Here is a 14,247-nt window from a genome sequence, read left to right on the forward strand (position 1 = left end):
CGTCCGGTTCCGGGTCAGCCGCGGCGGCGGCGGGCCGCCAGGCCCAGTGCGGCGACACCGGCGGCCAGCAGAGGCAGCGCCGCGGGCACCGGTACCGGCGCGGGTGCGACGGCGAGGCTTTGCAGCGTGCCGAATTCGCCATCCAGTGCCATGACGGGCATCAGGTTGATGCGGCCCATCGCGTCAGCCATCAGCGGCACCTCGAAGATCGACTGACCACCGCCCATGCCGCCGGTCAGCAGCGCGTAGGCCGTGTTGTCCCCCTCGGCGAAGGACAGGATGTCGAGCCCGATATCCTCGGTCACGTCGAACGCCATCCCGTCGACGAACAGTTCGCCCACCGTGGTCAGTTCGCCCGCGTTGTTGGCCAGCGTGGCCAGGATGTCCCAGTCGCTGTCGAGCACGTATTGCACCGTGCTCGTCGCGTCCGGCACCGCGTTGGTATACGCGTTGGCGACGATATTCGGGTCGAGCCCGAAATTCGGGTCCGTCGCCCCGTAGAACAGGTCGGTGGCCGAGATGAAGCTGGGCGGCATGTTGTTGAGGAAGAAGACGCGGTTTTCCTCTTCCGCCGTGACGATCCGGGCGGCGTCGAGCACGTTGTTGAAATCGATGTCGAGATCGTCGTTGCCCGTGAGTCCGGCCTGCGTCGCCACGACCGTCGCGGACCCGGTCATCGGATCGACGAGGAACACCGTGTCGCTTTCGTTGTCATAGCCATAAAGCTCGCGCGTCTTGGGCCGATAGGTGATCGCGTCGAGCGACGTGAGCGGCCCGCCGAAATCCAGCGCGATGCCCGACGGCATGGACATGCCGGGTGCTGCGAGGGTGACGAGTGTCCGGCCTTCGTTGCCGAGGGCATAGACGACGGCATTGCTGCCGAATGTCGCGGCCATGGCGGGGGCTGCAAGCGCCGCGAAGGCGGCTCCGGCGAGGATGGTCTTGTATGCGGTCATGGAAACGGTCCCTGATGATGTCGCTATTGCCGGGCCAATGCCCGGACACATCAGTCACGGCAGGCGCGCCGCCAGAGTTTCGGGCGGCTCCAGAATTCTATCTAAAATTCTGGTGCGCTGTCGCGGACGGGCATCATGCCGGGGCGGCCGCGGGTTTCTGCCGCCGTGTCAGCGCGGCGGCGGGCCGGCATCGCCGACAGCCGCGCGCCAGTGGCGGCGGCAGAGCGGCACATAGGTTTCGTTGCCGCCGATCTGCACCTGCGCGCCATCGGTGACCGCCCGGCCATCGGCGTCGTGCCGCACCACCATGGTCGCCTTGCGCCCGCAATGGCAGATCGTGCGGACCTCGCGCAGGTCGTCGGCCAGCGCCAGCAGCGCCGCCGAACCGGGAAAGAGCGCGCCGCGGAAATCGACCCGCAGCCCGTAGGCCATGACCGGAATGGACAGATCATCGGCCACGCGCGCCAGTTGCCAGACCTGGTCGTGGGTCAGGAACTGCGCCTCGTCCACGAAGACGCAGGCGACCGGGCCAGCCCCCTGCCTGTCGGCGATCCGCGCGAACAGGTCGTCACCCTCGGCGAAGACCTCGGCCTCGGCGCCGATCCCGATGCGGCTGCCGATCCGCCCCTGTCCCGCCCGCCCGTCGAGCGCCGCGGTGAGCAGCAGCGTCTCCATCCCCCGCTCGCGATAGTTGTGCGCCGCCTGCAGGAGCAGCGTCGACTTGCCCGCGTTCATGGTGGAATAGTGGAAGTAGAGCTTGGCCATGGGCGGTTAGGGAACCTCTGAACGACGGCATCGGCGATTTCGCGGACGGGGCGGTCCGGCAAGGGCTTCTCGCCGGCGATTTCGGCAGGTCGGACGGCCAGAATGGCCGGGATCGGCGTCTGAGAGCGGACCGCGCCTCATGGCAACAGCCTTCGGCGTGACGCCCATATGCGCGGCCGTCGGGCAAACGCGCCATCGGCGTCTTTTCTGATGCGCCTCACTCCCGAAATGCCGGCCGTTGCCCTTCTTCGTCGATGACAACTCGGGGGCGCGGGCCTTCGCGTCGGTCCTGGTCGAGGACGGCGCGTCGATGCTGTTCGGGGGCTCACGCGACCGCATGGCGTCCGCCCGCTCACCATCCACCAGCGTGCCCGAGCGCGGCGTGATCCCCCGGTCGGCAAGGTGGCGGTTCACCGCGGCGAACAGTTTCCCGGTCAGTCGGTGCGCCTCGGACGGGTGGCGGACGTTGAGGAGCGTGGTCTCGTCCGGGACCCGGTCTCCGCCAGGCTCGATGCCCGCGAACCGGCCCATGGCGTCACTGTCGGACAGAATCTCCCCGGCCATGGGATCGCTGGGCGCGTACCACGGCCGGAGGACATGGACCCGCAGCATCGTCTCGGGCGGCATCGGCGGGCGCCCGTCTTTCGGCCCCGCCGTCGGGTGATGCGACGCGATCAGCGCCCAAAGCCGGGTCCACGGCGCCACCGCGTCCATCTCGCCAGGGAACTTCTCCCGCCGCGTCCGCTTCGTCCTCGCCGCGTGGCGGAGGCCGGGAAAGGCGGGTTGCCCGGGCATCGAAAGCCTCCTTCGTCGTCACGACACGTCCAACCCAACACGATCAAAGCGCGCGGTTCTTGAGACTGTCCCAAAGAGGTGCGCCACATCTCAACAAAGTGCCGCGACCGCTGGCATTTGCTGCTGGAGCAGACTGCCGTGCGCAAGCCCCTGTTGCCGGAGTCTCCACCCCTTCGCTCTTCGCGCCATCATTCCGGCCGCTCGTTCCGCGGATTCTCCGCCTCGTTTGAGATCGCGCCGCCGACCGTCTGTACCCCCTGCCCCACCGGCTCGCAGGCCGCCAGCGCCAGCAGAGTCAGCCCCAGTACCATCGATCGTGCCATCGTCTTCGCCCTCCGTTCGTCGCGGCCACGCTAGCCCCGGAATGCAGGCCCTGCCAAGCGGAATGCGCCGGACCGGGCGAGGAGAGCAATACGATGAACGCGGCGCAGGCGCGGCAGTGCAGCGAACACGCGCCCGCCGGACCTTGGACCGCGGTGGCGTCCCTGTTGCGGCACACGGAGGGCACCATCGGACCATGAGACCCATGACCGGATTTGCGAAACGATGGTCCATGCCGCAGCGCGCGGTCCCCTGACCACGACCGGGCACACCATTCACCCCCCGAAATCATGGTGTCGCTTTGCCTGCCAACCGCCGCCGGAGCGCACAAGCCGGAGCGATCGATTCCAGACGTAGACAGGCGTTCCGGCATGGATGCTTTCCACGGCATCGTCGAGCGCGGCCGTTTCGCGCGCGCAGCGGTCGATCTTGGCGCATCGCCCACACGGGCTGCGCCGCAAGATCAAGCTGCCGAAGCATGGCCCGCGCACCAACCTGCCGGCGCGCACGACGTGCAGCATGTTCCTGCCCGCCCGGTTCCGCAACTGGCTGCCGGGCGTATATGTGCGGCGGGATCGTCGCGGTGTCAGAACCGCAGGATCGGCGGGAGGTTTCCGGGCGAAAGGTCAGGCAAGAACCAGTCGGCGGTGCCGAAATCCTCGCCCGCGGAATAGTCGGAGGGTGTCGCCACGACCCGGAGCCCCGCCGCCCTGGCGGCGTGCAGGCCGTTCGCGCTGTCCTCCACCGCGATGCAGTCGCCGGGCGGCAGGTCGAGCCGCGCCAGTGCAAGCTCGTACACGTCCGGTGCGGGCTTCTTCGCCGCGACCTCGTCCCCGGCGGCGATCACGTCGAACAATACGGATGCCGGACACCCCCAGCACGCCTTGGCCAGCGCATCGACATTCGGGCGGTTCGTCGTGGTGGCCACGGCAAGGCGCAGCCCCGCCGCCCGTGCCGACGCCATCAGCGCCGCCACACCCGGGCGCAGCGACAGCCCGCCATGGGCAATGATCCATGCATAGCGGGCGGTCTTGCGCAGGTGGAGATCCGCGATCACGGCATCGGTCGGGCCGTCCGCCCCGATATCGTCGCGGTGGCGGCGCATCCGTTCCTTGCCGCCCGTGATCCGCAACAGCCGGGTGTAGTCAGCGCGGGTCCAGTGCCAGCCCAGCCCCGCCGCTGCGAAGGTGTCGTTGAACGCCTGACGATGGGCTTCCTCGGTCTCGGCCAGCGTGCCGTCCACGTCGAAGATGAGCGCGCGAAGGGTCATGCGGCCGCGGCGGGCTGGCCGCAATCGTGACTGCTGCAGGGGTAGGGAGTATGGCGGTGTGTCCCCATGGCTCAGGCCGCGTCCCGGGTCGTGCCGGCGGCGGCGCGGATCGCGCGAATGTTGTCGCCGTAGATCTCGGGCCGGTCCACGGACCCGCCCCTGAACACGGCCGATCCGGCGACGAGGCAATCCGCGCCCGCTGCCGCGACCAGCGGCGCGGTTTCGGGCGTCACGCCACCATCGATCTGGATATGGATGGGCCGGTCGCCGATCATCCGGCGGATGCGGCGGGTCTTTTCCACACCGGAATGGATGAACCTCTGCCCGCCGAAGCCGGGATTGACCGTCATCACCAGCACGAGATCGCACAGGTCGAGCACATGCTCGATGGCTTCGGCGGGTGTGCCGGGGTTGAGCACAACGCCCGCCTTGACGCCCTGCGCGCGGATCGCCTGCAGCGTGCGATGGATATGCGGACCGGCCTCGACATGGGCGGAGATCAGGTCGGCCCCGGCCTCGGCATAGGCTTCGATGTAAGGGTCCACCGGGGCGATCATCAGGTGCACGTCCATGAAGGTCTTCACATGGGGGCGGAACGCCTTCACCGCGGGCGGGCCGAAGGTGAGGTTGGGGACGAAATGCCCGTCCATCACGTCAACATGCACCCAGTCGGCGCCCTGATCCTCGATGGCGCGGATTTCGCGCCCGAAATCGGCGAAATCGGCGGACAGGATCGACGGGGCGATCTTGACGGCGCGGGAAAATGACGTCTCTGGCATGGTGTAACCTGCTGTTTTGGGGCGATCACTCGGCGGCGCGGGACCGGGTGCGATCCACGTCGAGCCCGCCGCGGAACACGCGGCTGGCGCGGATGTCTGGGTCGGTGATGGTCGACAGGGCGGTGGCATCGAGCGGCCCGGCGGCGGCGTTGAACAGCCGGTTCGCCTGCCGCAGCCGCGCGCGGTCGAGCGCGTTGCGGATCGAGCGCGCGTTGGCGAAATGGGGCTGGCCCCGGCGGGCGGTTATGTACGCGGCCATGGCGGCGCGCGCGTCGGGGTCGAAGGCGTAGTTCTGCTGGTTCAGCATAACCTCGGCGATCTGGAGAAGTTCAGCGTCGGTGTAGTCGGGAAACTCGATATGGTGGGCGATGCGGGACCGGAAACCGGGGTTGCTGTCGAAGAAGCGGTCCATCCGGTCGGCGTAGCCCGCGAGGATCACGACCAGATCGTCGCGGTTGTTTTCCATGACCTGCAACAGGATCTCGATCGCTTCCTGTCCGTAATCGCGTTCATTTTCGGGGCGATAGAGGTAATAAGCCTCGTCGATGAACAGCACGCCGCCCATCGCTTTCTTCAGGACTTCCTTGGTCTTGGGGGCGGTGTGGCCGATATACTGGCCCACCAGGTCGTCGCGGGTGACGGTCACGAGATGGCCCTTGCGGACATAGCCCAGCCGGTGCAGCAGGTTCGCCATCCTGTTGGCAACGCTGGTTTTTCCGGTGCCGGGATTGCCGGTGAAGGACATGTGGAGCGTGGGGGTTTCGGTCGCCAGCCCCATCTGGCGGCGGGCCTGGTCCACCAGCAGGAGTGCTGCGGTTTCGCGGATGCGGCCCTTGACCGGGGCGAGCCCGATCATCGTGCTATCCATTTCATTCAACACGTCTTTCACGCCGCTGGCTTCATAGGCGGCGGCCAGATCGACGGTCGCTGGGCGGTCCGGCGTGGGGGTTTGGGCGTCGGTCATCGGCGGCTCCGGCGGCTGAAAGGGGCGATGGGATCCGCGTATGACTCCCATATGAATCCCATATGACTCTCGTATGACTCGTGTCCGACCCGGCGGGCGGGCGGCATGGGCCGAACCGGCGGCGCGCAGCCCCCGGTCCGGTGCCGCGCATCAGGCGTAGCGCCGCCCTTCGGGTTCGCGCGCGGCGTAGCTTTCGATCGTGTAGCGGACGATGCGGCCTTCGCCTTCCTGCCGGACGACGCGGAAGCCGGGCTCGTCCGCCGGGCGGTTGACGATGAAGCTCATGCGGATGGATTCCCAGCCCGCGGTCGCGTCGAAGGCGAGCACGCGGATGTATTTCGATCCGTGCGCCTTGCGGCATTCGTTGACCTCGAACACCACGGCGGCGGCGTCCGGGTTGTCGAACATCGGGTGGCCCCACATTTCCCAATAGGTGTTCCTTGGGTGCGGATCGTCGGTGTATTCGACGGACACCGCCCAGCCGTTGTCGATGGCGTACTGGGCCTGCTGGCGGATGTCGTCGTCGGAAAGCTCGGGCAGGAAGCTGAACTGGCCTTGGGTCAGGCGCATGGGATCGGTCCTTTCGGGTTCGGGGAACGGCGGGGCAAGCCCCGGCCGCCGGGTGAATGGCCCCGCACAGGGGGCGATGGCGCGTGCCCGCAGGGCAGACGGGACGGTGCGATGCGACGGGTTGCCCCCCGCGTGAAGGGGAGGGTGCGGGGGGCGCCCCCGCCGCGGCGGTCAGGCCGAGACTTCGGGCGTGGGCACGAAGTCGGGCGCGTCGGTGGAGGCGTAGTCGAAGGTCACGTCTTTCCACACGTCCAGCGCCTGTTTCAGCGGGGTGCAGGTGCGCGCGGCGTCGCGCAGGATATCCTCGCCCTCGTTCCAGATGTCGCGGCCCGCGTTGCGCGCGAAGACCATCGCTTCCAGCGCCACGCGGTTCGCGGTGGCACCCGCCTGGATGCCGTGGGGGTGGCCGATGGTGCCGCCGCCGAACTGCAGCACCACGTCTTCGCCGAGGTAGGTCAGAAGCTGGTGCATCTGGCCCGCGTGGATGCCGCCCGACGCCACCGGCATCATCTTGTTGAGCGAGGCCCATTCCTGGTCGAAGAAGATCCCGTTTTCCAGCGCCATCGGGTTACGTTCCTCGCGGAAGATGTCGTAATAGCCCTTGGTCGTGGCGGGGTCGCCTTCGAGCTTGCCGACCACGGTGCCCGCGTGCAGGTGATCGACGCCCGCAAGGCGCATCCACTTGGCGATGACCCGGAAGCTGACCCCGTGCGACCGCTGGCGGGTGTAGGTCGAATGCCCCGCGCGATGCAGATGCAGGATCATGTCGTTGTCGCGCGCCCATTTCGCCATGGACTGGATCGCGGTGTAGCCGATCACGAGGTCGATCATGACGATGACGCTGCCGAGTTCCTTGGCGAATTCGGCGCGGGCGTACATTTCCTCCATCGTGCCGGCGGTGACGTTCAGGTAGGTGCCCTTGACCTCGCCCGTGGCGGCGGAGGCGCGGTTGACGGCTTCCATGCAGTAAAGGAAGCGGTCGCGCCAATGCATGAAGGGCTGCGAGTTGATGTTCTCGTCGTCCTTGGTGAAATCGAGCCCGCCTTTCAGCGCCTCGTAGACCACGCGGCCATAGTTGCGGCCCGAAAGCCCGAGCTTGGGCTTCACGGTCGCGCCCAGCAGCGGACGCCCGTAGCAGTTGAGCCGTTCGCGTTCCACCACGATGCCCGTCGCGGGGCCCTGGAAGGTCTTCACATAGGCCACGGGCAGGCGCATGTCCTCCAGCCGGAGCGCCTTGAGCGGCTTGAAGCCGAACACGTTGCCGATGATCGACGCGGTCAGGTTGGCGATGGAGCCGCCCTCGAAGAGATCGAGGTCATAGGCGATGTAGGCGAAGAATTCGCCGGTGCTGTTCGGCACCGGGTCCACGCGATAGGCCTTGGCGCGGTACTTGTCGCAGGCGGTCAGCCGGTCGGTCCAGACGACCGTCCATGTGGCGGTGGAGCTTTCGCCCGCCACAGCCGCAGCGGCCTCCACCGGGTCCACGCCGTCCTGCGGGGTGATCCGGAAGAGCGCGATGATATCGGTGTCCTTGGGTTCGTAATCGGGTTCCCAGTATCCCATCTGGGCGTATTTCATCACCCCCGCGGCGTAGCGTTTCTTGCCGTCCTTGATCGTCTTTGCATCGTCGAGCATCTGTCGTCCTCCGTTGGGGGTCATCAGGCGGCCTTGGCGGCTGCGGTAAGGGGATCGAGCGCGCCGCTGGCGTAGCGGCGGGCCATGTCGTCCATGGACACAGGCCGGATCGCGGCGGCGTGCCCGGCGGTGCCGAAGCGTTCGAACCGGTCGCGGCACAGCCGGGTCAGTTCGTCCATCGCCGCGATGTTGAACTTGCGCGGATCGAATTCGGCGGGCTTTTCATGGGCGATGCGGCGGAACTGGCCGGTCATCGCCATGCGGCAGTCGGTATCGATGTTGACCTTGCGCACGCCCATGCGGATGCCGCGTTCGATTTCCGCGACCGGCACGCCCCAGGTCTGGGGCATCTCGCCGCCATGGGCGTTGATGAGGTCCTGCAATTCCTGCGGGACGGAGCTGGAGCCGTGCATCACGAGATGCGTGTCGGGCAATTTTTCGTGGATGCGCGCGATGGTGTCCATGGACAGGATATCGCCGTCGGGCTTGCGCGAGAACTTGTAGGCGCCGTGGGAGGTGCCGCAGGCGATGGCGAGCGCGTCGCACTTGGTGCGGGCGACGAAATCCGCCGCCTGGTCGGGGTCGGTCAGAAGCTGGTCGTGGGACAGTTTGCCGGTGGCGCCCGATCCGTCTTCCTCCGCCGCCTCGCCGGTCTCGAGGCTGCCGAGCACGCCCAGCTCGCCCTCGACCGAGGCGCCCACGGCATGGGCGGCGCGGGTGACGCGGGCCGTGATCTCGACGTTGTAGTCGTAGGAGCCGGGGGTCTTCATGTCCTCGTGCAGCGAGCCGTCCATCATGACCGAGGTGAAGCCGTGGCGGATGGCCGACAGGCAGGTGGCGTCGTTGTTGCCGTGGTCCTGGTGCAGGCAGATCGGGATGGTCGGGTGCATTTCCGCCAGTGCCAGCACCATGTGGCGGAGCATGGCGTCGCCCGCGTAGCTGCGCGCGCCCCGGCTGGCCTGCAGGATGACGGGCGCGTCGACGGCGGCGGCGGCGGCCATGATGGCGAGGCCCTGTTCCATGTTGTTGATGTTGAAGGCGGGCACGCCGTAACCGTGTTCGGCGGCGTGGTCGAGCAGTTGGCGGAGCGTGATGAGGGCCATGGGGGCCTCCTGTTGGATGGTGTCAGGCGAGGGCGGCGCGGGCGGCGGCGGCCACGGCGGCGGGGGTGATCCCGAAATGGGCGTAGAGTTGGTCGGCGGGGGCGGAGGCGCCGAAGCCGGTCATGCCGACGAAGGCGGCGAGCGGGGCGAAGAGCGGCTCCCACCCTTGGCGGATCGCGGCTTCGACGGCGATGCGGGGCGCGGTGCCGAGGATGGCGGCGCGATGGGTGTCGGGCTGGTCGGCGAAGCGTTCGAAACAGGGGGCGGAGACGACGGCGGCGCGGATGCCGTCGGTGGCGAGCAGGTCGGCGGCTTCCATGGCGATGGCGACCTCGGACCCGGTGGCGATCAGGGTGACGTCACGGGGGCCGTCCGCTTCGCGCAGGACGTAGGCGCCTTGTGCGCTGCGGTTGGCGTCGGTCGGCGCGGTGCGCAGGGTCGGCAGGTTCTGGCGCGACAGGGCGAGCACCGAGGGTGTGGCACGGCTGGCGAGGGCGAGTTCCCAGGCTTCGGCGGTTTCCACGGCGTCGCAGGGGCGGAAGACCTGCAGGTTGGGGATGGCGCGGAGTGAGGCCAGATGTTCCACCGGCTGGTGGGTCGGTCCGTCCTCGCCCAGACCGATGCTGTCATGGGTCATGACATAGGTGACGGGCAGGCCCATGAGCGCCGAGAGCCGCATGGCGGGGCGGGCGTAGTCGGCGAAACACAGGAAAGTGCCGCCGTAAGCCATCAGCCCGCCATGGAGGGCGATGCCGTTCATGACCGCCGCCATGGCGTGTTCGCGGATGCCGTAGTGGATGTAGCGCCCGGCATAGTCGCCGCGCGTGACGGGTGACATGGCCGCGGTTCGGGTCAGGTTCGATCCGGTGAGATCGGCCGAGCCGCCGACGAGTGTGGGGAGCGTTTCGGTGGCCACCTCCAGCGCCATCTGGCTGGCCTTGCGAGTGGCAACGGTGGGCGCGTCGGTGGACAGTTGGCGGCGATAGGCGGACATGGCGGCGGCCAGCGCCGCGCGGTCCGGGCCTTTCATCGCGGCGTCGAAGGCGGGGGTGCGGCGGGCGGTCCATGCCGCGCGCGCGGCGGCCCCGCGTGCGGCCGCCGCGTGCCACGCGTCATAGACATCGGCGGGGATCTCGAAGGGCGGATGGTCCCAGCCAAGGGCGGCGCGGGTCGCCGCGATCTCTTCCGCGCCGAGTGGTGCGCCATGGGTGGCGGCGGTGCCCTCCTTGGTCGGCGCACCCTTGCCGATCAGCGTGCGGCAGGCGATCAGGCTGGGGCGCGGGTCGCGGCGGGCTTCGTCCAGCGCCTCGGCGATTTCGGTGCGGTTGTGCCCGTCCACCGCCAGCACGTGCCAGCCGCAGGCGGCGAAGCGCGCGCGCTGGTCGGTGGAGGTGGACAAATCCGTTGTGCCGTCGATGGTGATGCGGTTGTCGTCCCAGAGCACGATCAGCCGCCCCAAGCCCAGATGCCCGGCCATGTCGGCGGCTTCGTGGCTGATGCCTTCCATCAGGCAGCCGTCGCCCGCGATGACATAGGTGTAATGGTCCACCAGCCCGTCGCCGTGGCGCGCGTTCAGCATCCGTTCGGCCAGCGCCATGCCCACGGCGGTGGTGATCCCCTGCCCCAGCGGCCCGGTCGTCGTCTCGATCCCCTTGGCGTGGCCGTATTCGGGATGCCCCGCGGTGCGGCTGCCCATCTGCCGGAAGGCGCGGATCTGGTCCATGCCCATGTCGTCGAAGCCCAAGAGGTGGTGGATCGCGTAGAGCAGCATGGAGCCGTGCCCCGCGGACAGCACGAACCGGTCGCGGTCGGGCCAGTCGGGGGCGGCAGGATCCACCCGCAGGAACCGGTTGAACAGCACCGCGGCCACGTCGGCCATGCCCATGGGCATGCCGGGATGCCCGGAATTGGCGGCCTGCACCGCGTCCATGGCGAGCACGCGCAGCGCGGTGGCCATGCGGGTTTCCACGTCGTGGCGGATCGGAGTTTGGTCGGTCATCGGAATTCTCCTGTGGCGCGGATCAGCGGGCGCGGCGGGCTTCGGACACCAGCCGGTCGATCATGGGCGTGAAGATCAGTTGCATCGCGAGATCGAGCTTGCCGCCGGGGATCACGATGGAATTGGCGCGGCTCATCCAGCTGTTATGGATCATCGAGGTCAGGTAGGGAAAATCGATGCCGCGCGGGTTCTTGAACCGGATCACCACGACGCTTTCGTCGGCGGTGGGAATCCAGCGGGCGATAAACGGGTTGGAGGTATCCACCACCGGCACGCGCTGGAAATTGATGTCGGTCTGGGTGAATTGCGGACAGATGCAGTGCACATAGGCGTGCATCCGGCGCAGGATCACGTCGGTCACGGCCTCGGTCGAATAACCGCGCATGGCCTTGTCGCGGTGGATCTTCTGGATCCATTCGAGATTGATGACCGGCACCACCCCGATCTTGAGATCCGCGAGTGCTGCGAGGTCCACATCGTCGTTGACGACGGCGCCGTGCAGCCCTTCGTAGAACAGAAGGTCGCTGTCGTCGGCGAAGGGCGCCCAGTCGGTGAAGTGGCCGGGTGGCACGCCGTAACATTCGGCTTCGGCATCGTCGTGGATGTAATGGCGGGTGCGGCCCCGGCCCGTGTCGCCGTAGTCGCGGAACACCCGTTCCAGTTCGGCCAGTTCGTTCGCTTCATAGCTGAAATGGCTGAAGGTGGCGTCGCCCGCGGCGAGGCGGGATTCCAGTTCGGCCTTCATGTCGGCGCGGTTGAAGCGGTGGAAGGCGTCGCCTTCGATGGAGACGGCGGTGACGCTTTCGCGGCGGAAGATCTGGTCGAAGGTGCTTTTGACCGTGGTCGTACCCGCGCCGGACGACCCGGTGACCGAGATGATGGGATGTTTCTTGCTCATGGAGGCTCCGGGGCTTGCGGGATGGGCCGGGATCAGGCGCGGAACAGGCCGCGCGACCCGAACAGGGCCGACACCTCGTTGTCGGGCAGGTCGTGATAGGCCGCGACGCGCGCCACCTTTTCGGACGACCCGAAGACGAAGGGCGTGCGCGCGTGCAGCCCGTCGGGCACCTGGTCGAGGATGCGGTCGCAGCCATCGGTGGCCCGTCCGCCCGCCTGTTCGATCAGCATGGCGATGGGGGCGCATTCATAGACCATGCGCAGGCGGCCGCGCGCATAGCCGGGCCGTGCGTCGCCGGGGTAAAGGAAGATGCCGCCGCGGGTCACGATCCGGTGGGTTTCGGCGACCAGCGAGGCGACCCAGCGCATGTTGAAGTTCTTGGACCGGGGCCCGTCGTCGCCCGCGACGCAATCGTCGATATAGGCGCGGATCGGGCGCGACCAGTGCCGGTAGTTCGACGCGTTGATGGCGAATTCGGTGGCGGTCGGCGGCACGCGCACCGATCCGCCCGCCTTTTCGAAGCGGCCCGTCAGCGGATCGCGCACGAACAGGAGCGTGCCCGCGCCGAAGGTCACGACAAGGCAGGTCTGCGGGCCGTAGATGAAGTAGCCTGCCGCGAGTTGCTCGCGGCCGGGCCGCAGGAAGCTGTTGGCAGGGTCGTCCGTGGCGGGGAAGATGGAAAAGATCGTGCCGATGGAGGTGCAGACATCGATGTTGGACGATCCGTCCAGCGGGTCGATGGCGAGTGCGAAGGCCGCGCCGTCGGTCATCGCCACCGCGTCGTCCTGTTCTTCGGACGCGTACCAGCGCAGGGCACCGGTGGCGCGCAGGGCGGTGGCGAAGGCATCGTCCGCGGCCACGTCGAGCGCCTTTTGCGCATCACCGTCGGTGTTTTCGCCCACAAGTGCCCCGAGCGCGCCGCCCAGCGGACCGCGGGCGATGGTGAGCGACAGGTCGCCCGCCACACGGCACAGCGCGAACAGGATCGGGCACAGGTCGTCGGGGATCGACGCGCGGTCGATCGGGTCGGCCTCGGTGAGCATGATCTCCTCCCAGAGATGCGGCTGGATGCGGCGCGGTGCTGTGTGCCCGTCTTTTCGCCGTTTCTTGCTTGCAGCTTCCGGAATATGTACCGATTGTGGAATTTAAAAATCGCGCACCGGAAGTAGGAAAAATCAAATGCCACGGATTGACGCAGTCACCCTGAAGCAGTTGCGCGCGCTGACGGCGGTGGCCGAGACGGGATCGATCACGGCGGCGGCGCAGGTGCTCGGGCTGACCGCACCGGCGGTGCATACGCAGTTGAAATCGCTGGAAACCGCGCTGCACTGCCGGGTGCTGGACCGGGCCGGGTCGGGCCATGGCGGGGCGCGGCTGACGTCCGAAGGCGCGGCGGTGGTCGAGGCCGCGCGGCGCATCGACATCACCCTTGGGGCCTGTGCCGACCGGGTGCGCGCGCTGCGCAGTGGCAAGACCGGGGTGGTCGTGCTGGGCGTGGTGAGCACGGCGAAATACTTTGCGCCGATGATCCTGAAACGGCTGCGCGACAGCCTTCCGGAGATCGAGGTGATCCTGAAGGTGGGCAACCGGGACTTCGTGATCGACGCGCTGGCGGACCGGTCGATCGAACTGGCGGTGATGGGGCGGCCCCCGCGCGTGCCCGCCGTGACGGCGACGCCGCTGGGGGATCATCCCCATGTGCTGATCGCTGCCCCCGACCATCCGCTGGCGGGGGCGGGACCGGTGGCGCCCGCCGATCTGCTGGCCGAGACGTTCATTGGGCGCGAGGACGGGTCGGGCACGCGTATTCTGGCGTCGCGGTATCTCGACCGCGTGGGCGAAGGGATGCCATATCGCCTGATCGAGATGGGGTCGAACGAGACGATCAAGCAGGCGGTGATCGCGGGGCTGGGGATCGCGCTGATCTCGCGCCACACGGTGACGGACGAATTGCGCAGCGGGCGGCTGGTGACGCTGGCGGCGGCGGGCATGCCGATCGTGCGGCAGTGGTTCGTGGTGCACCGGGCCGACCTGAAGCTGACGCCGGTGCTGCGCACGGTGTTCGATTTCGTGCTGGGCGCGCGCGACAGTTTCCTGCCGCCCGACCCGTTCGCGCCGCTGCCGGGTGCTGTCGCGGCGGCCGGGTGACGGCGGGCGGTGCGGCGGCGGCCCGCCGGGACGGGACAGGCGGT

15 protein-coding genes are annotated in these 14,247 nt (G+C 68.2%); 1 reads left to right on the forward strand and 14 read right to left on the reverse strand.

The window, feature by feature from the left end; translation table 11 throughout:
* Positions 1–14 precede the first annotated feature (14 nt).
* The 14 genes from DDE13_RS20000 to DDE13_RS20065 form a co-directional block, all read right to left on the reverse strand.
* The gene (locus DDE13_RS20000) at positions 15–956 is read right to left on the reverse strand and encodes a DUF4394 domain-containing protein (RefSeq protein ID WP_162631123.1); all 942 of its coding nucleotides are present in this window, start codon (positions 954–956) and stop codon (positions 15–17) included.
* A gap of 168 nt (positions 957–1,124) precedes the next feature.
* The gene (locus DDE13_RS20005; RefSeq protein ID WP_111405998.1) at positions 1,125–1,721 is read right to left on the reverse strand and encodes a thymidine kinase; all 597 of its coding nucleotides are present in this window, start codon (positions 1,719–1,721) and stop codon (positions 1,125–1,127) included.
* 6 nt (positions 1,722–1,727) lie between these two features.
* A complete protein-coding gene (locus DDE13_RS20010; RefSeq protein WP_111405999.1) occupies positions 1,728–2,516 on the reverse strand; it encodes a transposase in 789 nt (262 codons plus the stop codon).
* 188 nt (positions 2,517–2,704) lie between these two features.
* On the reverse strand, positions 2,705–2,839 hold the full coding sequence (locus DDE13_RS20015) for an entericidin, EcnA/B family (RefSeq protein ID WP_111406000.1): 135 nt from the start codon (positions 2,837–2,839) through the stop codon (positions 2,705–2,707).
* Positions 2,840–3,112: 273 nt separating this feature from the next.
* Positions 3,113–3,358, reverse strand: coding sequence for a hypothetical protein (locus DDE13_RS20020; RefSeq protein WP_111406001.1), 246 nt, complete (start codon positions 3,356–3,358; stop codon positions 3,113–3,115).
* Positions 3,359–3,423: 65 nt separating this feature from the next.
* A complete protein-coding gene (locus tag DDE13_RS20025) occupies positions 3,424–4,107 on the reverse strand; it encodes an HAD family hydrolase (protein WP_111406002.1) in 684 nt (227 codons plus the stop codon).
* 71 nt (positions 4,108–4,178) lie between these two features.
* Positions 4,179–4,886, reverse strand: a complete 708-nt coding sequence (gene rpe / locus DDE13_RS20030) for a ribulose-phosphate 3-epimerase (RefSeq protein ID WP_111406003.1) — start codon at positions 4,884–4,886, stop codon at positions 4,179–4,181.
* Between the two features lie 25 nt (positions 4,887–4,911).
* A complete protein-coding gene (cbbX, locus tag DDE13_RS20035) occupies positions 4,912–5,850 on the reverse strand; it encodes a CbbX protein (protein ID WP_111406004.1) in 939 nt (312 codons plus the stop codon).
* Between the two features lie 150 nt (positions 5,851–6,000).
* Entirely contained in the window at positions 6,001–6,420 is a 420-nt protein-coding gene (locus tag DDE13_RS20040) for a ribulose bisphosphate carboxylase small subunit (RefSeq protein ID WP_111406005.1), read from the reverse strand.
* A 171-nt stretch (positions 6,421–6,591) separates the two neighbouring features.
* Positions 6,592–8,055 (reverse strand): form I ribulose bisphosphate carboxylase large subunit, encoded by a 1,464-nt coding sequence (locus DDE13_RS20045; protein ID WP_111406006.1) that lies wholly within the window; start codon positions 8,053–8,055, stop codon positions 6,592–6,594.
* A gap of 23 nt (positions 8,056–8,078) precedes the next feature.
* Positions 8,079–9,158, reverse strand: coding sequence for a class II fructose-bisphosphate aldolase (gene fba / locus DDE13_RS20050; RefSeq protein WP_111406007.1), 1,080 nt, complete (start codon positions 9,156–9,158; stop codon positions 8,079–8,081).
* A 22-nt stretch (positions 9,159–9,180) separates the two neighbouring features.
* Positions 9,181–11,157, reverse strand: coding sequence for a transketolase (tkt, locus tag DDE13_RS20055; RefSeq protein ID WP_111406008.1), 1,977 nt, complete (start codon positions 11,155–11,157; stop codon positions 9,181–9,183).
* 22 nt (positions 11,158–11,179) lie between these two features.
* The gene (locus tag DDE13_RS20060; RefSeq protein WP_111406009.1) at positions 11,180–12,055 is read right to left on the reverse strand and encodes a phosphoribulokinase; all 876 of its coding nucleotides are present in this window, start codon (positions 12,053–12,055) and stop codon (positions 11,180–11,182) included.
* A gap of 32 nt (positions 12,056–12,087) precedes the next feature.
* Positions 12,088–13,098 carry a class 1 fructose-bisphosphatase gene (locus tag DDE13_RS20065; RefSeq protein ID WP_111406010.1) on the reverse strand — a complete coding sequence of 337 codons (1,011 nt, stop codon included), beginning with the start codon at positions 13,096–13,098 and terminating at the stop codon, positions 12,088–12,090.
* Positions 13,099–13,234: 136 nt separating this feature from the next.
* Here DDE13_RS20065 and cbbR point away from each other — a divergent pair, with 136 nt between their 5' ends.
* Positions 13,235–14,203, forward strand: a complete 969-nt coding sequence (gene cbbR / locus DDE13_RS20070; RefSeq protein WP_111406011.1) for a LysR family regulator CbbR — start codon at positions 13,235–13,237, stop codon at positions 14,201–14,203.
* Positions 14,204–14,247: the final 44 nt, after the last annotated feature.

This window comes from Meridianimarinicoccus zhengii, from assembly GCF_003254465.1.
GTDB lineage: Bacteria > Pseudomonadota > Alphaproteobacteria > Rhodobacterales > Rhodobacteraceae > Meridianimarinicoccus > Meridianimarinicoccus zhengii.